General features: G+C 33.2%; 22 protein-coding genes. 7 read left to right on the top strand and 15 right to left on the bottom strand.

All coding sequences use genetic code 11. From position 1 onward, the window contains the following. Position 1: 1 nt before the first annotated feature. The 6 genes from NYQ10_RS05735 to aspS all read right to left on the bottom strand — a co-directional run bounded on the left by NYQ10_RS05735 (position 2) and on the right by aspS (position 5,347). The gene (locus NYQ10_RS05735; protein WP_289879279.1) at positions 2-1,240 is read right to left on the bottom strand and encodes an NADH-quinone oxidoreductase subunit D; all 1,239 of its coding nucleotides are present in this window, start codon (positions 1,238-1,240) and stop codon (positions 2-4) included. Between the two features lie 21 nt (positions 1,241-1,261). Next, the gene (locus NYQ10_RS05740) at positions 1,262-1,783 is read right to left on the bottom strand and encodes an NADH-quinone oxidoreductase subunit C (RefSeq protein ID WP_289879280.1); all 522 of its coding nucleotides are present in this window, start codon (positions 1,781-1,783) and stop codon (positions 1,262-1,264) included. 1 nt (position 1,784) lies between these two features. Next, positions 1,785-2,333, bottom strand: coding sequence for an NADH-quinone oxidoreductase subunit B (locus NYQ10_RS05745; protein ID WP_289879281.1), 549 nt, complete (start codon positions 2,331-2,333; stop codon positions 1,785-1,787). Between the two features lie 151 nt (positions 2,334-2,484). Then, positions 2,485-2,850, bottom strand: coding sequence for an NADH-quinone oxidoreductase subunit A (locus tag NYQ10_RS05750; RefSeq protein ID WP_289879282.1), 366 nt, complete (start codon positions 2,848-2,850; stop codon positions 2,485-2,487). A gap of 243 nt (positions 2,851-3,093) precedes the next feature. Beyond that, entirely contained in the window at positions 3,094-3,288 is a 195-nt protein-coding gene (locus NYQ10_RS05755) for a cold-shock protein (protein WP_007137066.1), read from the bottom strand. 307 nt (positions 3,289-3,595) lie between these two features. Then, positions 3,596-5,347 (bottom strand): aspartate--tRNA ligase, encoded by a 1,752-nt coding sequence (aspS, locus tag NYQ10_RS05760; protein ID WP_289879283.1) that lies wholly within the window; start codon positions 5,345-5,347, stop codon positions 3,596-3,598. Between the two features lie 156 nt (positions 5,348-5,503). Here aspS and NYQ10_RS05765 point away from each other — a divergent pair, with 156 nt between their 5' ends. After that, the gene (locus NYQ10_RS05765) at positions 5,504-6,499 is read left to right on the top strand and encodes a TlpA family protein disulfide reductase (protein WP_289879284.1); all 996 of its coding nucleotides are present in this window, start codon (positions 5,504-5,506) and stop codon (positions 6,497-6,499) included. A 221-nt stretch (positions 6,500-6,720) separates the two neighbouring features. Further along, positions 6,721-7,068, top strand: coding sequence for a toxin-antitoxin system YwqK family antitoxin (locus NYQ10_RS05770; RefSeq protein ID WP_289879285.1), 348 nt, complete (start codon positions 6,721-6,723; stop codon positions 7,066-7,068). A 51-nt stretch (positions 7,069-7,119) separates the two neighbouring features. On the opposite strand, the gene NYQ10_RS05775 is transcribed toward NYQ10_RS05770, so the two are convergent. From NYQ10_RS05775 to NYQ10_RS05805, 7 genes are all read right to left on the bottom strand, one after another. Beyond that, positions 7,120-8,232, bottom strand: a complete 1,113-nt coding sequence (locus tag NYQ10_RS05775; RefSeq protein ID WP_289879286.1) for a PepSY-associated TM helix domain-containing protein — start codon at positions 8,230-8,232, stop codon at positions 7,120-7,122. A 192-nt stretch (positions 8,233-8,424) separates the two neighbouring features. Next, positions 8,425-9,975 (bottom strand): PepSY-associated TM helix domain-containing protein, encoded by a 1,551-nt coding sequence (locus NYQ10_RS05780; RefSeq protein WP_289879287.1) that lies wholly within the window; start codon positions 9,973-9,975, stop codon positions 8,425-8,427. Between the two features lie 3 nt (positions 9,976-9,978). After that, positions 9,979-10,278, bottom strand: coding sequence for a hypothetical protein (locus tag NYQ10_RS05785; protein ID WP_289879288.1), 300 nt, complete (start codon positions 10,276-10,278; stop codon positions 9,979-9,981). 18 nt (positions 10,279-10,296) lie between these two features. After that, positions 10,297-10,629: a hypothetical protein gene (locus NYQ10_RS05790; protein ID WP_276175587.1), complete on the bottom strand. Its 333-nt coding sequence runs from the start codon at positions 10,627-10,629 to the stop codon at positions 10,297-10,299. Positions 10,630-10,690: 61 nt separating this feature from the next. Continuing rightward, positions 10,691-13,171: a TonB-dependent receptor gene (locus tag NYQ10_RS05795; protein WP_289879289.1), complete on the bottom strand. Its 2,481-nt coding sequence runs from the start codon at positions 13,169-13,171 to the stop codon at positions 10,691-10,693. Positions 13,172-13,387: 216 nt separating this feature from the next. After that, positions 13,388-14,635 carry a 2-oxoglutarate dehydrogenase complex dihydrolipoyllysine-residue succinyltransferase gene (gene odhB, locus NYQ10_RS05800; protein ID WP_276175585.1) on the bottom strand — a complete coding sequence of 416 codons (1,248 nt, stop codon included), beginning with the start codon at positions 14,633-14,635 and terminating at the stop codon, positions 13,388-13,390. 90 nt (positions 14,636-14,725) lie between these two features. After that, positions 14,726-17,500, bottom strand: a complete 2,775-nt coding sequence (locus NYQ10_RS05805; protein ID WP_289879290.1) for a 2-oxoglutarate dehydrogenase E1 component — start codon at positions 17,498-17,500, stop codon at positions 14,726-14,728. A gap of 116 nt (positions 17,501-17,616) precedes the next feature. Between NYQ10_RS05805 and NYQ10_RS05810 the strand changes: the two genes are divergently transcribed. Together NYQ10_RS05810 and NYQ10_RS05815 are read left to right on the top strand one after the other, a co-directional pair. Further along, positions 17,617-18,168, top strand: coding sequence for a hypothetical protein (locus NYQ10_RS05810; RefSeq protein ID WP_289879291.1), 552 nt, complete (start codon positions 17,617-17,619; stop codon positions 18,166-18,168). A gap of 52 nt (positions 18,169-18,220) precedes the next feature. Further along, positions 18,221-18,634 (top strand): ribonuclease E inhibitor RraB, encoded by a 414-nt coding sequence (locus NYQ10_RS05815; RefSeq protein ID WP_289879292.1) that lies wholly within the window; start codon positions 18,221-18,223, stop codon positions 18,632-18,634. 44 nt (positions 18,635-18,678) lie between these two features. Here NYQ10_RS05815 and NYQ10_RS05820 read toward each other — a convergent pair whose 3' ends face one another. Together NYQ10_RS05820 and NYQ10_RS05825 are read right to left on the bottom strand one after the other, a co-directional pair. Continuing rightward, the gene (locus NYQ10_RS05820) at positions 18,679-19,032 is read right to left on the bottom strand and encodes a hypothetical protein (RefSeq protein WP_276175582.1); all 354 of its coding nucleotides are present in this window, start codon (positions 19,030-19,032) and stop codon (positions 18,679-18,681) included. 77 nt (positions 19,033-19,109) lie between these two features. Beyond that, positions 19,110-20,084, bottom strand: a complete 975-nt coding sequence (locus NYQ10_RS05825) for a polyprenyl synthetase family protein (RefSeq protein ID WP_289879293.1) — start codon at positions 20,082-20,084, stop codon at positions 19,110-19,112. A gap of 267 nt (positions 20,085-20,351) precedes the next feature. Here NYQ10_RS05825 and NYQ10_RS05830 point away from each other — a divergent pair, with 267 nt between their 5' ends. The 3 genes from NYQ10_RS05830 (at position 20,352) to NYQ10_RS05840 (ending at position 23,006) form a co-directional block, all read left to right on the top strand. Then, positions 20,352-20,873, top strand: a complete 522-nt coding sequence (locus NYQ10_RS05830) for a YceI family protein (RefSeq protein ID WP_289879294.1) — start codon at positions 20,352-20,354, stop codon at positions 20,871-20,873. Between the two features lie 110 nt (positions 20,874-20,983). After that, positions 20,984-21,583, top strand: a complete 600-nt coding sequence (locus NYQ10_RS05835) for a TetR/AcrR family transcriptional regulator (RefSeq protein WP_276175579.1) — start codon at positions 20,984-20,986, stop codon at positions 21,581-21,583. 91 nt (positions 21,584-21,674) lie between these two features. Beyond that, positions 21,675-23,006: a TolC family protein gene (locus NYQ10_RS05840; protein WP_289879295.1), complete on the top strand. Its 1,332-nt coding sequence runs from the start codon at positions 21,675-21,677 to the stop codon at positions 23,004-23,006. Positions 23,007-23,016 lie beyond the last annotated feature (10 nt).

Below are 23,016 nucleotides of genomic sequence, written 5' to 3' on the forward strand. Positions count from 1 at the left end.
TTTAGGCATCTAATTCTCCTGCAATTACGTTCAAACTTGAAAGAATGATAATCGCATCAGAAAGCATAGCGCCTTTAATCATTTCTGGGAATGCTTGATAATAAATAAAGCATGGTCTTCTGAAATGTAATCTATATGGAGTTCTACTTCCGTCTGTTACTAAATAAAAACCAAGTTCTCCATTTCCTCCTTCTACAGGGTGATAAATTTCTGCAACTGGTACAGGAACTTCTCCCATTACGATCTTAAAGTGATAAATTAAAGATTCCATAGAAGTGTAAACATCTTCTTTTGGAGGAAGGTAGTAATCTGGAACTTCAGCATGATATTCGTTTCCTGGAGGCATTTTTTCTAACGCCTGACGAATAATGCTTAAACTTTCCCAAACTTCAGCATTACGAACACAGAAACGATCGTAAGTATCTCCTGATTTTCCAACAGGAACAATAAAATCGAAATCTTCGTAAGATGAATAAGGCTGTGCTACACGTACGTCGTAATCAACACCAGCAGCACGTAAGTTTGGACCTGTAAATCCGTAAGCCATTGCTTTTTCAGCAGTGATTCCACCTACGTTTACAGTTCTATCAAGGAAAATTCTATTTCTCTCGAATAAGTTTTGGAATTCTTGCCAAACTGGTGGGAATTCTTCTAGGAATTTATCTAGTTTTTTGAAAACTTCTGGAGACCAGTCTCTTTCAAAACCACCAATTCTTCCCATATTTGTAGTCAAACGAGCTCCACAAATTTCTTCGTAGATTTCGTAGATTTTTTCTCTAAATTGAAAAACGTATAAGAAACCAGTATACGCACCAGTATCCACACCTAAAATCCCGTTACAGATAATATGATCGGTAATACGAGCCAGCTCCATAACAATAACTCTAAGGTACTGAGCTCTTTTAGGAACGTCAACACCTAATAGTTTTTCTACTGTCATCCACCATCCCATATTATTAATAGGAGAGGAGCAATAGTTCATACGGTCTGTAAGTGGTGTAATTTGATAAAAAGGACGATTTTCGGCAATTTTTTCAAAAGCTCTATGAATGTAGCCAATAGTTGGCTCAGCTTCTAGAATTTTTTCACCATCCATCAACAAGATATTTTGAAAAATACCGTGTGTAGCAGGGTGTGTCGGGCCTAAATTCAGTACAGAAAGTTCGCTTCCGTCTTCATTTAATCTCTCCTTAATTATTTTAGCATAACGATGCTCTGGTGGTAATAATAGTTCTGACATTTTATAATGTTGAATTATTTTTTAGCAATTTGTTGTTGTTCTTCCAAAGAATCTGTCGTCTTTGTCGGTTCTTCCGCTGTCTTCCATTGGGAACTCTTTTCTCATTGGGTGAGACTGCATTTCGTCCATATTTAAAATACGTTTCAATTGAGGATGTCCTATAAAGTTAATCCCAAAAAAATCGAAAGTTTCTCTTTCCATCCAATTCGAAGACAAGAAAATATTTGAAACTGATTTTATTTCTGGTTTTTCACCGTTTAAGAAAACTTTGATTTTTAATCTTTTGTTTTCGTACCAGTTGTGTAAATGATAGACTACTGCAAACTGACGTTCACTTTCATTATCTGGATAATGAATACCGCATAAGTCAGTTAAGAAATGAAACTTTAATTCTGAATCGTTTTTAAGAAATAGAATCAATGCTGTAATTTTATCAGCAGAAGCTTCTAAAGAAAAAATATCTCTTTCTTGCTGAAAGTTGAAAACATCATTGTTAAATGTTTCAGTAAGTTTATCTTGGATCAGGGTGTTTTCTAAAGCCATCTTATGAGATATTATATGAAGCTAATAATTCTTGGTATTCTGGTGAGCTTCTGCGTCTCACGGATTCGCTTTTCACTAAATCTTGGAGTCTCATAACACCATCTACAATTTGTTCTGGTCTTGGTGGGCATCCTGGAACATATACGTCAACAGGAATTACTTTGTCAATTCCTTGAAGAACAGAGTAAGTATCAAAAATACCTCCTGAAGAAGCACAAGCTCCAACTGCAATAACCCAACGAGGTTCAGACATTTGTTCGTAAACTTGTCTTAAAATAGGAGCCATTTTTTTAGAAATAGTTCCCATTACTAATAACATGTCTGCTTGTCTTGGAGAGAAACTCACACGCTCAGAACCAAATCGAGCTAAATCGTAATGAGATGCCATTGTTGCCATGAATTCGATACCACAGCATGAAGTAGCGAAAGGAAGTGGCCATAATGAATTGGCTCTTGCTAAACCAACAACATCACTAAGTTTTGTAGCGAAGAAACCTTCACCAGTAACTCCTTCTGGTGGTGAAACCATATTTACTTTTGAATCGCTCATTTTTATTTTAGATTTCTGATTTTAGATTTTTAGATTTTTGAAATCTTAAAAAGTAAAATCAATTTTTTTAAATCATTTTTTGTTGAGGATTAAATCTTAAATTCTAATTCTAAATCGTTTAAATCAGAAATCTAAAATCTAAAATCTCTAATTATTCCCACTCTAATGCTTTCTTTTTGATGATATAGAAAAAACCAACTAAAAGGAAAGACATGAAAACAATCATTTTTAACATTCCTTCAATTCCTAAATCTTTGAAGTTTACTGCCCAAGGATAAAGGAAAATCACCTCTACATCGAACAATACAAACAAAATGGCAACAAGGAAATATTTTACAGAAAATGGAATACGGGCATTACCAATAGATTCGATACCGCATTCGAAGTTTTTGTCTTTAACTTCAGAGTTTCTTTTCGGGCCTAGTTTTCCAGAAATAATGATTGTTCCTACCACAAAACCTACAGCTAGAATAAACTGCATTAAAATAGGAATGTAACTGTATTGATCAGATTGCATAAACTTCGATTTTATACTTAAAAAATGAGCCACAAAGATAACTTGGAACTCTGTAAAACACAAGCTAAAAAGGGTTTTAAGTAGGGTGCGAAACAGCGTTTATGCCTAATTTTTATTGATTATAAATAACATGATGTTATTTTAGTATTTTTTTAAGAATTGTCCAAAAAAAAAACGCCCCGATACTTCGGGACGTCTTTTGAGACCATTCAGAGGCAAAAAAAATAAATTGCTATATTTTTCTTAGATTACTGCTACTTTAGCAGCAACTTTCCCTTTTCTTCCTTCTTCTTCTTCATAGCTTACACGGTCACCTTCGCGTAATTCTTCCGCGTTAATTCCTGAAGCGTGAACGAAGATGTCCTTTCCTGTTTCTTCGTCTGTAATGAATCCATAACCTTTAGACTCATTGAAAAATTTTACTGTACCTGTACGCATTGTAATTGTAATAATAATTTATAATAAAACAAATGTAACATATAAATTCATACAAAAGACATGTACGTGTTAATTTTTTGTAAAAATTATTGATTTACAGTGTTTTTACGTGGTTTATTGCATCAAATTTTATATGAAATACGATAATTTGAGAATCATTAATTGTAGGAATATGCGAAATGGATATCTGTAGGAATTTAATATTTAAAAAAATGTGCTCTTTAGGAATATTTTTATCTTTTTTAAACAAAAAAGCGATTGAAATTTTTCAATCGCCTTTTGGGTATTTTCAAGCTTTATAAATTGGTTACAAAGCGTCAACTTTAATGTGTAATTCTTTTAATTGAGTATCATCAATTGCAGCTGGTGCATCAATCATTACATCACGTCCAGAATTGTTTTTAGGGAAAGCGATGAAATCTCTAATTGTTTCTTGACCTCCTAAAATAGCAACTAATCTATCCAATCCAAATGCTAAACCTCCGTGTGGCGGCGCACCAAACTGGAAAGCATCCATTAAGAATCCGAATTGAGCTTTTGCTTCTTCTTCGGTAAATCCTAAATATTTGAACATTAATTGTTGTGTCGCTTTGTCATGAATACGAATAGATCCACCTCCAATTTCGTTTCCGTTCAAAACCATATCATAGGCATTTGCGCGAACTTTTCCTGGCTCTGTTTCTAATAAAGCCATATCTTCTGGTTTTGGAGATGTAAAAGGGTGGTGCATAGCATGAAAACGTCCGCTTTCTTCATCAAGTTCCAATAATGGGAAATCTACAACCCATAATGGAGCAAATTCTTCTGGATTACGTAATCCTAAACGAGTTGCTAATTCCATACGAAGTGCAGATAATTGCGCACGTGTTTTATTTGCTGGACCAGAAAGTACAAAAATCATATCGCCAGGATTTGCTTCTGTAGCTTTTGCCCAATTTGTTAAATCTTCTTGATCGTAGAATTTATCTACAGATGATTTATATGTTCCGTCTTCGTTGCATTTTACATATACCATTCCAGACGCTCCAACTTGTGGACGTTTTACCCAGTCAATTAATCCGTCGATTTCTTTACGAGTATAATTTCCTGCTCCTGGAACTGCAATTCCGACAACTAATTCAGCAGAATTAAAAACTGGGAATTCTTTATGCTGTGCAAATTCATTTAATTCTCCAAACTTCATTCCGAAACGAATATCCGGTTTGTCGTTTCCGTATGTTTTCATGGCATAGTCGTAAGTAATTCTTGGGAATTTATCTACTTCAATGCCTTTAATTTCTTTTAATAAATGTCTTGTCAAACCTTCGAAAACATTCAAAATGTCTTCTTGTTCAACAAATGCCATTTCGCAGTCAATTTGTGTAAACTCTGGCTGACGGTCTGCACGTAAATCTTCGTCACGGAAACATTTTACGATTTGGAAATATTTATCCATTCCTCCAACCATCAAAAGTTGTTTGAAAGTTTGCGGAGATTGTGGCAAAGCATAAAACTGACCTTCGTTCATACGGCTTGGTACAACAAAATCTCTTGCTCCTTCTGGAGTAGATTTAATTAAATAAGGAGTTTCAACTTCGCAGAAATCTAAATCTGATAAATATTTACGAACTTCCATTGCCACTTTGTGACGGAATAATAAACTGTTTTTTACTGGATTTCTACGAATATCTAAATAACGATATTTCATTCTGATATCTTCACCACCGTCCGTTTCATCTTCAATTGTAAATGGAGGCGTTAAAGCGGTGTTTAGAATCGTTAATTCAGAAACTAAAATTTCGATTTCACCCGTCGGAATGTTTTTGTTTTTAGCTTCACGCTCAATAACAGTTCCTTTTACCTGAATTACAAATTCTCTTCCTAGAGTTTTTGCCAATTCAAAAACAGTTTTATCGGTACGGCTTTCGTCAAAAATAAGTTGTGTAATTCCGTAACGGTCACGCAAGTCAACCCAGTTCATAAATCCTTTATCGCGTGATTTTTGTACCCATCCCGCTAGCGTAACTTCCGTATTAATATTTGAGGCATTTAGTTCGCCGCAATTATGACTTCTATACATGATCTAAATTTTAGACTGCAAAAGTAAACACAAAATTCAAATTAATATAGTAAAGTGATAAGTTGATGCATAATAATTTCAAATAAATTGTTAATTGTGAAATTTCGAAGCTTTAATTTTTTAGTTTTGATACTCTAAAAACAAATAATAATATCCATGAAGAAACTTTTTGTTGCTGGTTTGGTAATTTTTAATGCTTTGAATGTTATAGGACAAAGCAATAATTCGATTAAATTCACTGCTAAAATCGAAAATAGAAATAGTGATACCTTAATAATAAGAGGAAAAGATAATTTTAAGCAAGTAATTCCAATTGACAAAAAAGGAGTTTTTGCAGCAACTTTTGATGCGCCAAAAGGATTTTATATGTTTTCTGATGGAAAAGAATCTTCTAATCTTTATTTAAAACCAAATTCTGAAGTCAATTTGACAATGAATGCCAAAGAATTTGATGAAACGATTGTATATAAAGGTAAAGGCGTAAACGAAAGTAACTTTTTGGCGCAACAAGCTTTAAAAGATGAAACTTTTCAAAATGATGCTTTTAAAAAAGAGGCTGCAGAATTTACTGCTTTACTTGATGGTAAATTAAAAAAGGATACAGAAAGTGTAGAAAAAGGTGATTTAGATCCAGAATTTAAAGCAGCTTTAAAACGTAGCTTTGAAAGTTTCCACCAATATGCGGCAGAAAATTATGAAAGAGTAGCGAAAGCTAATGAAATGATTGGAAAGCCATCTCCTGGTTTTGACTACGAAAACTTTAAAGGTGGAAAAACAAAGCTTTCTGACTTGAAAGGAAAATATGTTTACATTGATCTTTGGGCAACTTGGTGTGCGCCTTGTAGAGCTGAAATTCCATATTTACAGAAGATTGAAGAAAAATATCACGGAAAGAATATTGAATTCGTGAGTATTTCTATCGATAAACTGAAAGACAACGAAAAATGGAAAAAATTTGTAACCGATAAACATCTTGGCGGAACACAGCTTTTTGCCGATAAAGATTGGGAGTCTGAGTTTGTTATGAATTATGGTGTAACTGGAATTCCGAGATTTATTTTAATTGATCCTAAAGGAAATATTGTAAAGTCTGAAGCGCCTAGACCATCTGATCCTGAGCTTGATAAAGAACTTAGTGCATTATTGAACTAAAATATTTACGAAATTTATAACGTTATCGTAAAATCTATTTTTTTCTAAAATACCAGTAAAACCAGTGCTTCAGCGCTGGTTTTTTTGTTTTTTATATTTTTCCAATGTTAAGTTTTTACTCTATGTTACCAAATTGTTAAGCAAAAGTTTTTTTAATGTAAACTATTAACTATATTTGATAACAATTTGATAACATTCAATAACATTTAATACCTAAAGATATGAAAAAGTGTGTGATTTTAGCGGCTGTGTTATTCTCTGGAATTCTAACAGCACAAGAAGGCAAACCTGAGTTGGAAACTGTTGGAAATAAAGTAAAAGCTACTTATTATTATGACAATGGTAAAATACAGCAGGAAGGCTTTTTTAAAGATGGGAAATTGGACGGTGTTTGGGTATCTTATGATGAAAGAGGAAATAAAACTGTAGAAGGCGAGTATACTGAAGGATTAAAAACTGGAAAATGGATGTTTTTCAATGATAAAAATCTTACTGAGGTAGCTTTCGCTGACAGTAAAGTGAGTTCAGTTAAGAATATACAAAAAAACGCTGTTGCTGGTAGAAACTAATTAAGCAAAATTTCTAGAATAAATTAAACCGTTCTTTTCAGGACGGTTTTTTTATGCTTTAACTTTTTTGTTTTTGAAATTTCTTCCATACCAAATAATAAATCCTGTAACAGGAAGTGCTGCGGCAAATAAACTCACAATAAAAGCAATAATTTTTCCAGGTAAATCTAATACTTGACCTGTATGAATTCCGTAATTCATTTCTACAACTTGCAAACCAAGGCTTTTATTTTCAAAACGTTGTTTCTGAATTAATTTTCCATCATTTGGATGAAAATAATAATTGCTTTGATGATCATAACGCAGCGTATGCGGATATGCGCCCGTACTTATAATATCTCCTTTCTGTTGCGGAATTAAAACAAACATCATTTCTGCATTTGGTTGCAGTTTTTGAGTTTGAATAAAAGCAAGATCAATCGCATTTGTAGAATTTGTCTTGAATTTTGTGCTGTCTACAATAGGAAGTTTAGTTTCTAAAACTTTGTCACCTCCAAAATTAAATGATTTATAAATTCCGTCGCCAACCCATTCGTATGTAAAAGTGAGTCCAGTTATGGCTAAAATTAAGGCAATAATGGAAATGTAAAAGCCAGAAGTGTTATGCCAATCGTAATTGACACGTCGCCATTTTGCAGACCATTTTATGGTAAGACTTCTTTTTAAATCGGATCTTTTTTTCGGCCACCATTGTATAATTCCAGAAATCAATAAAAGGATGAAAATAATAGTCGCGCCGCCAATAATATGTTTTCCGATATAATCGGGAAGGAGTAAATACAAATGAATATATTCAACAATAATAAAAAAATCAGTTTCTGGATTTTCGGTTTTTAAATATTTTCCTGTGTAAGGATTGAAATATAGATATAAGTTTTCAGAATCTGAATACGTGTAGACAATTGCAGAACGGTTTTTTCCATAATAAGAAACCATACTGATTTTATTCTTCGGAAGAATTTCTTTTGCTTTTTCTTCTAAAACGGAAGGAAGAAGAAATGGCTTGTTTTGAGGTTCAACCAAACGCCATTCTTTTCTGGTAATATCTTTTATTTCGTCGTGAAAACAGAAAATACAACCGGTAACACTTATAATAAAAACAATAAGGCCAGAAATTAATCCGAGCCATTTATGTAGAAAACGTATTTTAGTTTTGAAACCCATTTTTTGATTAAAAGCGTAAAAGTAGGCTCAAAATCTATATGGGGCAAATTATTCTAAATTATTTTGTTTGAAGGCTTAGTGATTACAAAAGAAATAATCTCGCAAAGTCGCAAAGAATTATTTTAAAATAAAACTTGGCGACTTTGCGTCTTTGCGAGATAAAAAAAATGTGCTTAGTGAAGAAAAACTTAATTAAACAACTGCTTTTTTAGGTTTTAAATGATAGGCAACATATAATGAAATAGAAGCCAAGAAAATCCAGAAAACATCTATAAAAAAAATCTGAATTTTGTTTTCCATGAAAGAAGTCCAAAACCAATCTCCTGAAACGATTCCGTTTGTAATTGGAATTAAGAATCCTAAAATACTTCCAGAAATCAAACAAGCTTTGTTGGTAAACGAATCGTTCTTTTTTATGATAAAGAAAATTGTTAGCAGTAACCAGCCTCCGAAATAAAGCGTAAATAGATTTGATTGACTTAATGGATAGAAAATTTTACTTCCGATAAAAGCCAAAGCAGTAATTGGATACATGCTTAAACAAATAGCCAAATAAATACGAACAACGGCTGCGTTAAAACGTCTTTTCTTTTCTGGCATATTGTTTTTTTGTCTCGCAACCAGCCAAATCATGACGCCTGAAATGATTACAAAACAAGTTATGATTCCAAGAATGAAACTAACGATTTTTAAAGCATATCCGCCATAATCTCCAAAATGGATTCTGTATAAAACATTTTTTACAACATCTAAATAACTCGTTTGTGCGATTGGATCTTTTTTTGCAATTTCTTTTCCGTCAGAAATTCTGTAAACCACTTTTCCGATTCCAGTAAACTTTTTATGACTTAAAAGTTCACCTTCAACTAAAACGTGCATATTAGCGTCGCCGTAGTTTTGAATGAAAACACGCGTAATTTCAAAATCAGACCAATTCTTTTTTGTTTTGGCAACCAGTTCGTCAATATTAAAAGGATTGGCTAATTTTTTGTTTTCAAATTTATAATCCGGATCAGTATATTCTAATTCTTTATATAGTTTATCTTGATCACCATTGTATAAAGCCATTACGGCTGGCGCAACAATTAAAAGTTTAATCATAAAGAAAGCTCCAGTAACCGCATACACAAATTGAAACGGAAGACCGATCATTCCTAAAGCTGTATGTGCATCTGTCCAAAGTGTTTTTAGTTTTTCTTTTGGACGGAAAATATAAAAGTTTGACACAATTTTATTCCAGTGCAATAAAACTCCAGTTACAATTGCAAATAAGAAAAACAAAGCGACAAATCCAGATAAATAATACCCAATCGGATATGGAATTTGGGCAAGAAAATGAAGACGATATAAAAGTTCTCCTAACGAATAAGATTCTTCGTAAGTAAAAGATTTATAGTTTTTTGGATTTAAATAGAAAAATTGACCTTCTTTTTGTTTAGCTGGAGCCAAAGTATCTTTGGTTCCTTCCATATAAACGCCAACTCTTTCTTCTATAGAAGGTTTAGAAATAGTGATGTTTCTGCCGTGCAATACATATTTTTCATCAAGATGTTTTAGCGCTTTATCGTAATCTAATTGAATTTCTCTTGTGATTGCTGTAGATTCACTTCTTTCCCAATTGATGATTTCATCTCTAAAAAAAGAAAAAGATCCAGCAAAGAAAATTACAAATAGAACTACACTGATAACGATTCCGCTGACAGTATGAGTGTGAAAATAGATGTTATAATGACGGTTGTTCATATATTATTTCGCCGTGTTATAAGTTTGACCCAAATAAATAAAAAGACAGAAAAGCAAAGTTAAGAGAATGTATACTCCCCATATTTTCCAGCCGCTTTTTGCTAAAAAAGCAATTACCATTAAAGCCACCCAAAGAATAAAACCGCTAAAAGCCATTGTTATAAGTACATCTGCACGATTAAACCAAGAAGCTAAAGCTAAATGAAATGTAACAGAAACAAAGTAGCCTCCTAAAATTGCCGCTGTAATTTTAGAAAAGCGTGGCCAAAATGCTGGATTTAAATATTTTGAATTTGCTGGCATATTGTAATGAAAAAAATCTTAATGATAATAAAACTCTAATAGTGCAATTATAATCAGCAAGGCTAAAAGTGCTTTGCTATTTACTTTTTTTAATGGTTGAAGAATAACGATTAAACTTCCGATTGTCATTAATTGAATAAAAAACATCAAAGTGCCACAGCCTAGAGATTGTGTAAAAAGCCACATTAAATATGCTGTTAACAATAAGAATAGCCCAATAAATTTTGTTGGTTTTGGATTGTTTTTCATCCATTTTTCAAAACCTAAATCATACGACAATACAGCTCTTTTTGAAGTGTAGTAAAGCGTATAAAAAGCTAAAAAAACAATAAGACTGGCAATTGTAATCATAATCTTTAAAATTTAAAAAACACCTTTCTTGTTGAAGAAAGGTGTCTTTAATGATTTTTTATTAGAATCTATACGAGAAGTTTGCCGCAACAGTTCTCATATTTCTTGGATGAATTGTTGACCAACCATCGTAAGTATCAACATTAGCAATATTGTCTAATTTTAATGTCAATGTGTATTTTTCTGTACCGTAGAAAATTGAAGAATTTAAAACAGTATAAGAAGGTAATGCAAACTGACCTACAACATTTCTGTTCATGATTAAGTTTTTGTCAGCATAGTTTCCTCCAAAACCTAAACCAAAACCTTGTAAATCTCCTTCAGGGAATTTATAACTTGCCCAAAGATTTGCTAAGTTTCTTGGTCCAGAACTTTCTGGTCTTTGTCCAACAAACGAAGGATCTCCAGCGTTTAATACAGCATCAACATAGCTATAACCTGCAACGATGTTTAAACCTGCAACTGGATTAGCAATAAATTCTGCTTCAAAACCTTTGTTTCTTTGTGCTCCATCTTGGTAAGCTGTCTGAGTTGTTGCAGTGTAAACTACATAAACTTGATCTTTTACTTGAATATCGTAGTAGCTGAATGTAGCGTAAAGTTTATCTCTAAAGATATTTAATTTTGTTCCAATTTCGAATTGGTTAGCGTGCTCTGGTTTAAAAGTTCTCGGACGACTTGTTCCGTCTTGTAAAATTTCTGTTACTGGAGCAGAATTTGCAAAACCATCCATGTAGTTTGCAAAAAGCGAAACTTTATCCAAGATTGGCTGATACACTAAACCGAATTTAGGAGAAAAAGCAGTTTGGTTAAAGTCGTCATCTTTTGTTGCTACATTACCAGCAGTCATAAAACGGTCAACACGTAAACTTGCCATTGCAGACAAAGCAGGAGTAAAGTTGAATACATCAGAAACATATGCGCTATAAACTTCTTGTTTTGTTCTGTTGTTGCTCATACCAGCAGAAGCGATAAGAGCATCAGTTCCAGCTTTAGTTAGATTTCCGTTATCTCCGTTTGTGATATATTTAGCTGGATCTGTAATTCCGTAAAGATTTTCGTTTACAGTTTTTAAATCAAGATTACCAATGTAAATATTACCGTTTGATACATAGTTAGAACTGTTGTCAATTACTCCTCTATTAAAGTAATCTAAACCAGCAACAATTCTATTTCTCATGTTTCCAATTTTGAAATCACCAATAAAGTTTTGCTGAATGTCAGTTGTAAGCGTTGTAGAATTTTGATAATTCATAAAACGTCCTAAAACAATTCCTTGGTTGATTGCCGCTGGAGCATATTGCGTGCCTTCATAGATATAAGAATAATATCCGTCAGATGAAGAAGAACCTCTTGAAACTACAGTTTGAGAACTCCATTGATCATTGAATTTATAATTCATCTGAGCTTGAAGATTGTAAGATGGAGTTTCGATTGCCAATTCGTTACTTGTGTAAGAACGTTTGTTATCGTAACCTAATTCATCCATATTATGAACTCTTAATGGCGCGCCTCTATCTAAGAATAACATAGTAGCATTAGTCTGCTTGTTATTCATGAATTCTGTATTAACAAAAAACGAAAGTTTGTCATTTACTTGGTAAGATAATGAAGGAGCAAAAAAGAATGATTTTTTGAATCCAGCATCTTGAAAACTATTTTCTGTGTGGTAAGCTGTGTTTACACGGAAGTTAATTTTGTGTTCATCATCAACAGGAGTGTTAACATCTGCAGTAACTCTGTTTAAACCGTTGCTTCCTGCAGTATAACTAACCTCTCCGCCAAAATGGTCGTAAGGTTTTTTAGTTGTTAAGTTGATTAAACCTCCGTAAGAGATCAAGCTGCTTCCGAATAAAGTTCCTGATGGTCCTTTGATTACTTCAATTTTATCGATGTTAGCAGGATCTAAACCTCCGTTTGATAATCCTGGTAATCCGTTAATCATAGTTGGTTGTACAGCAAATCCTCTTAAAGAGAAATATCCAGCTCCGTCACCTCCACGTCCTGTAGAAGCCCAAAGCGGAGTTAAACCTGGAGCATTTTTAAGTGCATCGTCAATGTTTGTAACAACTTGCTCTTTTAAAAGTTCTGCAGTAATAGTAGTGTAAACTTGTGGATTTTCAAGATTTTTAAGAGGTAATCTTGATACTTGTTGTGTTTCTTTACGAGCTAACGGGTTTTTTCTGTTTCCGTTTACGACAATTTCATTTAATTCTTGAGAGTTTTCACTGATTTTAAAATCCTCAATGATTGAATCGCCACCGTTTAAATTAACAGTTTTTTCTTTAGAAGAGTAACCAATTCCAGAAACTTTGATTACATATCTTCCTGGTTTGATATTTTTAATTTCGTAGAAACCATTCGCGTCTGTAGAAGTTCCTATTTTAGTTCCTTTTAATACTACAGAAACATTATCTGCAGCTTCATTATTTGTTAAGCTAATTTGACCTTTAATAGTTGCTTTTTCTTGTGCAAGAGCAGACACGCTTGTCAATAAAGCAAAACAAAAACTCAAAAAAGAAATTGTAAATCTATATTTCATTTTATTTAGAATTGATTTTAATAGCGCAAATGTAACAGTTGAATGCTAATAATACAAGTTATCCTTATTTATTCTAAATAAAATTTTTTTTAAAGGGTAAAATTTACGTTTGTTTAAAAAATTAACATCTTAAGCTAAAATTAAGACGATATTAAGAAAAAAAAGCCTGTTCAATCAAATGAACAGGCTTTTAAGTATTGTTGAAAATTATTACAATTACAATTCTAAAGCACGTTTAGCATCGCCATTCATTAATAATTCAACTGGATTTTCTAAAGCTTCTTTTACAGCAACCAAGAAACCAACAGACTCACGTCCGTCGATAATTCTATGATCGTAAGAAAGTGCAACATACATCATTGGGTGAATCTCCACTTTTCCGTTTACAGCAATCGGACGCTCAATAATATTGTGCATTCCTAAAATTCCTGACTGAGGAGGGTTGATGATTGGAGTTGATAACATACTTCCGAAAACTCCACCGTTAGTGATTGTGAAAGTTCCTCCAGTCATATCGTCAACTGTAATTTGACCATCACGAGCTCTTAAAGCCAATCTTTTGATTTCAGCTTCAATTCCACGGAAAGTTAAAAGTTCAGCATTACGAACAACAGGAACCATTAATCCTTTTGGTCCAGAAACTGCGATTGAGATATCAGCAAAATCGTAAGCGATTTTGTAATCACCGTCCATCATAGAGTTAACATCTGGATATAATTCTAAAGCTCTTGTAACTGCTTTTGTAAAGAATGACATGAAGCCTAAACCTAAACCACCATGTTTAGCTTTGAAAGCATCTTTGTATTCGTTACGAATTTGGTTGATTGGCGTCATGTTTACTTCGTTAAAAGTAGTAAGCATTGCAGTTTCATTTTTAGCTGAAACTAATCTTTCTGCTACTTTACGACGTAACATAGATAATTTTGTACGCTCAGTTCCACGGCTTCCACCAGTTGGAGTTCCCATAGATGGAACTGCATTTACAGCATCATCTTTTGTGATTCTTCCGCCTTTTCCAGTTCCTGAAACAGTTGCTGGAGCAATATTTTTTTCGTCTAATATTTTTCTTGCCGCTGGAGATGGAGTTCCTGCTGCATAACTTGTAGCTGCTGGAGCTGCTTTTGGAGCCTCAGCTTTTACTTCTGCCTTCGGAGCTTCCGCCTTTGGCGCTTCTGCTTTAGGAGCCTCAGCCGCTGGAGCTGCTGGTGCATCACCTGCTGGTTTTGCAGCATCTGTATCAATTAAACAAACTACAGCACCAACTGCCACTGTATCACCTTCTTCAGCTTTTAGTGTAATTACACCGCTCATTTCAGCAGGCAATTCAAGAGTCGCTTTATCTGAATCAACTTCAGCAATAGCCTGATCTTTTTCTACATAATCTCCGTCTTTTACTAACCAAGTTGCAATTTCAACTTCTTTTATTGATTCCCCTGGTGATGGGACTTTCATTTCTAAAATCATCTTTGTTTTGTTTAAGGTTTTATGGTTTCAAGTTTTAGGTTTCAGGCTGTTAAACTTGAAACCTGAAACTTGAAACTTGGAACATTTTTTTTATCTAAATAAATTTTTATCGAATACCATTCTAATTGCATCTGCATGACGGCGTTTTGCACGGGTATAACTTCCAGATGCTGGAGCAGAATATGCTTTTAATGAAGCTAATCTCCATTTTACAAGATCAAAGTTCATTAGCATAAAGCTATAAGCTCCCATGTTTTTAGGTTCTTCTTGCGCCCAAACATAATCATCAGCATTTGGATATTTTGCAATAATTTCTTTGATTTGCTCAACAGGGAAAGGGAATAATTGCTCGATACGAACAACAGCAACATCATTTCTTCCGTTGTTTTCTCTTTCTGCTACAATATCGTAGTAGAATTTACCTGTACAGAAAACTAAAGTTTTTACTTTCTTTTTATCTACTGTATTGTCGTCGATAGTTTCTTGGAAACTTCCTGTTGCAATTTCTTCAACTGTAGAAACACATCTTGGATCACGCAATAAACTTTTTGGAGAGAAAACTACCAAAGGTTTACGGAAGTTTGTTTTCATTTGTCTTCTTAATAAGTGGAAGAAGTTAGCAGGCGTTGTACAGTCTGCAACATACATATTATGTCTTGCGCAAAGTTGTAAATAACGTTCCATTCTTGCAGAAGAGTGTTCTGCACCTTGTCCTTCGTATCCGTGAGGCAATAATAAAACAATACCGTTTTGGTTGTTCCATTTATCTTCTCCACAAGAAATATATTGGTCAATCATAATTTGAGCACCGTTAGAGAAATCTCCAAATTGTGCTTCCCAGATTGTTAAGGCTTTTGGATTTGCTAATGCATATCCGTAATCAAAACCTAAAACACCATATTCAGATAAAAGTGAGTTGAATACGCCAAATTTTCCTTTTTTGTTTTCAATAGCATCTAATAGAATTACTTCTTCTTCAGAATCTTCTACTTTAACTACAGCATGACGGTGAGAGAAAGTTCCTCTTTCAACATCCTGACCAGAAATACGAACATCAAATCCTTCTGTTAAAAGCGAACCGTAAGCTAAAGCTTCTGCAGTTCCCCAATCAACAGTATTGTTGTCGTAACCAGTTTTTCTGTCAGTTACAATTTTAGTTATTTTATTAATAAACTTTTTATCTTCTGGTAAAGTTGAGATGGTGTTGATAATAGAATCCAATCCTTCTTTAGCAAAAGTAGTATCAACTTTTTGAAGCATTTGCGTATCAGTTACCTGAACAAATCCGTCCCATTCGTTTTTCATAAATGGAGTAATGATTGTCAAATCTTTTTTACGAGAAGCTTCTAAGTTTTCTTCTAAAGCAGTTTTGTATTGTTTTTCTAAACCGTTTACGTAAGATGCATCGATTACGCCTTCAGAAAGTAATTTCTCTGCGTAAATGTCTCTTGGGTTTTTGTGTTTAGCAATGATTTTGTATAAAACTGGCTGCGTGAAACGAGGTTCATCACCTTCGTTATGACCGTATTTTCTATATCCTAATAAATCGATAAATACGTCACGCCCAAATTGCATTCTATAATCTAATGCAAAAGATACAGCGTGTACAACAGCTTCAGCATCGTCAGCATTTACGTGTAATACTGGAGATAAAGTTACTTTAGCAACGTCTGTACAATAAGTAGAAGAACGAGCGTCTAAGTAGTTAGTTGTAAATCCAACTTGGTTGTTGATTACAATGTGGATTGTTCCTCCAGTTTTGTAACCATCAAGTTGCGCCATTTGAATAATTTCATATAAAATACCTTGTCCTGCAATTGCAGCATCTCCGTGTACCGCGATTGGCAATACTTTAGAGAAATCGTCAGCATAATATTTGTCTTGTTTTGCTCTTGTGATACCTTCAATTACAGCTCCAACAGTTTCTAAGTGAGAAGGGTTTGGTGCTAAATTGATGTTGATGCTTTTTCCTGATCTTGTTTTTTTGTCAGCCGTAAGACCTAAGTGATATTTTACGTCACCGTCAAAATATTCCTGATCGTAATCTTTTCCGTCAAACTCACCAAAAATATCTTGAGTAGATTTTCCAAAGATGTTTGCTAAAACGTTCAAACGACCACGGTGAGCCATTCCCATTACGAATTGTTCAACACCTTTTTCAGCAGCTTGCTCAATTAAAGCATCTAAAGCCGGGATAATAGATTCTCCACCTTCTAATGAGAAACGTTTTTGTCCAACATATTTAGTATGAAGGAAATTCTCAAAAGATACAGCTTCGTTTAATTTATTTAAGATTGTTTTCTTTTCGTCTGTAGAGAAATTAGGCTGATTTACATTTACAGCTAATTTATCTTGAATCCATTTTACAACGCCAGGATTTCTAATATACATATATTCAATACCGATGTGCTGGCAGTAAATAGCTTTAAGGCGATTTACGATATCTTGCAAAGAAGATGGAGCCAATCCGATTGTTTGAGCAGCATCAAAAACAGTCGAAAGATCAGCCGTAGTCAATCCGAAGTTTTCAATATCCAAAGTTGGAGATGAAGTTCTACGGTCACGGACAGGATTTGTTTTTGTAAATAAATGTCCGCGCGTACGGTATCCGTCAATTAATTTTAAAACGTTGAATTCTTTCTTTAGTTTTTCTGAAACTTGACTGTAATCTGTATTGTCGCTAGTCACGTACTCAACGATCGTTTGCACCGGATTTTCGTCGTTATAAGTCGTTTGTCCAAAGTCAAAACCTTGAAAGAAACTTCTCCAGCTAGGCTCTACGCTGTCTGGGTTTACTAAATATTGATCGTATAATTGTGCAAAGAACTCGGTATGCGCTGCGTTTAAAAATGAAAACCTATCCATAATATGAGTGAATATACTTTTTGTTATATAGAAAGGCAAAAGTACAACAATCACATTTATTTAAATCTTTTTTTTACGTACTTTTACGTAAAAATTTGTTAAAATAAACGTTAACTATGAATAAAATTCATTTTTCAATCGATTGCAGATATTATTTTGTGATTTTGACCGTCTTTTTCTCAAGTTATTCCTTTGCACAGCAAAATTATGTAATAGACAACAGCAGCCATTTCTGGGATAAAGTTCAGTTTGGAGGCGGTTTAGGTCTCGGATTTGGTTCTGGTTATACAGACATTTCTGTAATGCCGAGCGCAATTTACAATGTTAACGAAATTGTTGCCGTTGGTGTCGGTTTACAATTTGGTTACTTAAATTCAAGAAATTATTATGAATCGTATGTTTATGGCGGAAGTTTAATAACACTTGTAAACCCGATTCCGGAAATTCAATTATCGGCAGAATTAGAGCAAGTTCGAATAGATACCAGATATGAATCTAATTTTAATAGACCTTCATATTCTGATAGTTATTGGAATACTGCACTTTATTTAGGAGCAGGTTATAGAACGGGAAGTGTAACAATTGGCGCTCGCTATGACGTTTTGTACAATCCGAATAAAAGTCTTTACGGATCTGGATTTATGCCTTTTGTGAGAGTTTATTTTTAAAGTTTCTAAGGTGCTGAGATACTAAGATTCTAAGTTTAAAAAAAACATATTGATGAAACAACATTTTATTTTACTTTTAGGTTTATCACTCAGCTTTTTCTCATGCCAAACAAAAGCATTAAACGATTTTGAAATTATGAAACAAAAAGAAATCGAGGCAAATAAAAAAACCATAAAGGCATTACATAATGAAGGTGATAAATTAATTGTTCCCAGAGAAGTTTTTCATTGGATTTATTTTTCGAAAATAAGTGAAAGAGAAAATTATCTGAAAGAGGTTGTTTTTAAAGGGTTTAAGCTTGTCTCAATGAATAAAATTGATGATGAAATTCCTTATCAATTGCAAATAAAGAGAATTGATAAAGTTGATGAAAAAAGTGTTAACGAATATGCAATTTACTTATGGGAAAAAGCGAATGAGTATAATGGTGAATATGATGGGTGGGAAACTAGTGTTGAAAAGTAGCTATGAAAAACCTTAGAACCTTAGCGTCTCAGGGCCTCAGAACCTTATTTGTAATAATTTCGAAACCAAACCTTCTGCCATTCCCTTTTTAAAATCAAAAAAGCAACTTGTTCTGCTAAAATAACTAAATCAGATCCATCAAGACTTTTTATCTCATTTTCAGGAACATCAATAATATATAGAAGATTTAAATATTCAGCAAATTTGTACTGAATCATTCTGTAGATTTTTTCGTGAAGCTGGATTTTTAATTCATCTGGCGAAATGCTTAATGGAAAATCAATTCCTTCATTGGCAAGATTAAAATCTTTATTAATCTGCTCAATTAGGTTTAAATATAAAGTCTCTGCTTGCGCTTGCGCTAATAAAGCTTCGGTATTTATGGGTGCTACAAACATGAGATTTTAGATTTTAGATTGCTGATTTATGATTGTAGATTTTTTTTTCTGAATACTTTTTTTCTGAAAACTGAACACTAAACCTTACGTCCCATTAAATTCTCTCCGAAAGTTCTCAAAACATCTTTCTTTTCAGAATTAATTTCCATTTTTTCTAAAGTTTCAAAAGCTTTAAAAGTGTGCATTTCGATAGCTTCTTGCGTTGCTTTTGAAGCACCAGATTCATTAAAAATAGTTTTAGCTGTTTCTATTTTTTCGATATTATTTTCTAATTGAAGCGTAAATAATTGCTCTAATTCTGAGGCTTTTTCTTTAGAAGAAAATTCTAAAGCTTTAAGATATAAATATGTCTTTTTATTTTCTATAATATCGCCTCCAACTTGTTTTCCAAAAGTTTCTGGATCTCCAAAAGCATCTAAATAATCGTCTTGCAATTGGAAAGCTAAACCTAAATTCAGTCCAAAATCGTAAATTAAATCAGCTTCTTTTTCTGAAGTTTTAGCCACAATTGCACCCATTTTCATAGCAGCAGCAACCAAAACGGCTGTTTTATACTCAATCATTTTCAAATATTCCGGAATCGTAACATCTTTACGAGTTTCGAAATCAACATCCCATTGTTGTCCTTCGCAAACTTCAAGAGCTGTTTTACTGAATAATTTGGCTAGGTTTCTAAAAACATTTGGTTCGTATTGTTCAAAATATTGATACGCCAAGATCAACATGGCATCGCCAGAAAGGATTCCGGTGTTTAGATTCCATTTTTCATGAACCGTTACTTGACCTCTTCTCAAAGGCGCATCATCCATTATATCATCATGAACAAGAGAAAAATTATGGAAAACTTCAACAGCCATGGCCGCGGGAAGCGCAGTAGTGTAATCAGTATTAAAAACTTCTGCAGCCATTAAAGTCAAAACCGGACGAATGCGTTTTCCGCCAAGTCCTAAAATATATTCAATCGGCTCATAAAGGTTTACAGGCTCTTTGTGAATATTTTGCTTTTTTAAATAATCAATAAAAAAATCCTGGTACTGACTAATATCGTGCATAAAATGAAATTCTGATTTACGAGGCTCAAAGATACAATTCAATTATGAATTATTTCCTGATAAATATCAAATGCTGTTAAACATTTAAACTTTCATGCTAAACGAACTCAAAATTAATTCATTAAAAAACGAAAAAAAACTTGGAAACTTTTTTGGTATTCTTAGTTTCCTGTTTATATTTGCAACATTAAATGGAAACTCGAAACACTAAAAAAGTTTCCATAGTAAGTTTTTAATGATTTATAAACTTAATTAAATCAGGTTTTTATGAGAACAACATGGACTTTAGATTCAGCGCAATCAGACGTTTTATTAAAAATGAGACGATCAAGAACGGCTTATGTAGGGGGAACTGCCAATAAATTTGATGGTTATGTAAATATTGAGGATAATGAGATTGAAGATGCTTCGGTTGAATTCTCATTAGATATCAACAATAAAAATGAAAGTTTCCAATCTATTGATGCTTATTTGCAGCTTCAAGATTTTTTTGAAGAAGATGAGCATCCAATAATTCGTTTTAAATCGACTTCATTTCAAAAAGTAAATCAAAATATTAATTTTTTCAAAGGAGATTTGACTATCAAAGACGTTACAAGAGTAGTTGAATTGGATGCAGAATTTCTAGGAGAGAATATGCACAACGGAGAGAAAAAAGTTGCTTTTGAAATAAAAGGAAATGTTAAACGAGAAGATTTTGGTTTAGAATACGGTTCTTTTAATCATGCAAATGGTGCAGCTTTAGGAAAAGATATCAAAATTATAGCAAATCTAGAATTTAGCATATAATTCTTACTAAACTAATAAATTAATGTAAAATTATTACAAATAAAGCGGAAACTATTTTTTTTGATTTGAGTTTCCAAAGTATATTTGTAATGCAATTTGAGGAGTTTAAGATGAAAGAGAAAATAATTTCAAAAGCAAGCGAGTTGTTTTTAAAGCTTGGTTTTAAGAGCGTTACTATGGATGACATTGCGGGAGAAATGTGTATTTCTAAAAAAACGATATACAAATATTTCTGCAATAAAGAAGTTCTGATTGAAGAAAGCACTTCGATGGTTCACGGACAAGTTCACGAAATTATGGATACCATTATTGCTAAGAATTATAATGCGATTCATGAAAATTTTGAGATTAGAGAAATGTTCCGCGACATGTTTAAAAACAACATTGATACCTCGCCAATTTATCAGCTTAAAAAACATTATCCAGAGATTTACCAAAATATCCTTTCTATCGAAATTGATCAATGCACACAGTGTTTTAGAGATAATATTGAAAAAGGAATTCGCGAAGGACTTTACAGAAGTGATCTAAATATTGAGGTTTATGTGAAGTTTTATTACACATTGGTTTTTCACATTAACGAAAATACAGTTTCTGAAAGCGAAGCCCAAAGAATTGAATTAGAAGCATTAGAATATCATACTCGAGCAATGGCTACTCCAAAAGGAGTCGAGGAATTAGAAAAGCAATTAAAAAGAATCCAAAATTAATCATCCATTATATTCAATCGTCATTTTTCTGAGTGAGGAATAGGAGATGACGATACTATCTCAAAATTTAAAAATAAATATTTAACTACTTATGAAAAGAATCCTTCTTATATTTTTGTGCACCATTGGCTTGTCTGCCAACGCGCAAACCACTTTAACTCTGAAAGACGCTGTGAATTACGCGCTTCAGAATAAAGCGGATGCAAAAAAAGCAAAACTTCAGGTTGAAAATAGTGAGTATCAAATTCAAGAAGTACGCTCTAGAGCTTTACCTCAAATTAGCGCAAACGGAAATTTAACTCACAATCCAATCATTCAGACAACCGTTATTGACGGAGCTGGATTTGGACAGCCGGGAACTACAATTCAGGCAGCATTTGGACAAAAATGGACATCTACTGCGGGACTTTCTTTAACTCAAGCCATATTTGATCAATCTGTTTTTACTGGATTAAAAGCAGCAAGAACTACGCGTGAGTTTTATCAAATAAACGATCAATTGACTGAAGAGCAAGTTATTGAGAGAGTTGCAAATAACTACTATTCGGTTTATGTACAGAAAGAAAGACTGATTTTGTTAGACAGTAATTACGTAAATACTACAAAAGTTCGAGATATCGTAAAAGGTCAGTTTGACAATGGATTGGCTAAAAAAATCGACTTAGATCGTATTGTTGTTAAAATGTCTAACATTGATACAGAACGTCAGCAAATTAAAAATCAGATTACTTTACAGGAAAATGCTTTAAAGTTTTACATGGGAATGCCTATTGAAACTCAAATCACTATGCCAAAAGAAGAATTTGAAGTTGTTCCAGCTGCTTTAACTCAAGAGCCAAATGTTGAAAACAGAACAGAATATTTGCTTTTGAAGAAACAAGAAGAACTGTTGGTTTTTAATAAAAAAGCTGTTGAAGCGGGTTATTATCCTACACTTTCATTATCTGCAGGTTACAACTATATTGGTCAAGGCCCTGAGTTTCCTTGGTTTGCAAAACCAGAAAAAGGAGTTTACTGGTCAGATTTCTCTGCTATTGCTTTAAACTTACATGTGCCAATATTCACAGGTTTTGGAACTCGTGCAAAAGTGAGACAAGCAGATGTTCAAATTAGAGAACTTCAAGAAGATATTAAAGATACTAAATTGTCACTTGATTTAGATTACAGAAATGCAATGGCTCAAATCGAGAACAACTTGGTAACAATTGAAAATCAGAGAGAAAACATGCGTTTGGCAACTGAAATTCTTAGCAATACCAAAAATAATTATCTTCAAGGTTTAGCATCTTTAACCGATTTGCTAGATGCAGAAAACGCATCTCTTGAAGCTCAAAATAACTTTACAAGAGCAGTTTTAAATTATAAAATTGCCGAAATATCTCTAATCAAATCGAAAGGCGAACTAAAATCTCTTACTAAATAACAAATTATTA

This window comes from Flavobacterium johnsoniae, from assembly GCF_030388325.1.
Classification (GTDB): Bacteria; Bacteroidota; Bacteroidia; order Flavobacteriales; family Flavobacteriaceae; genus Flavobacterium; species Flavobacterium johnsoniae_C.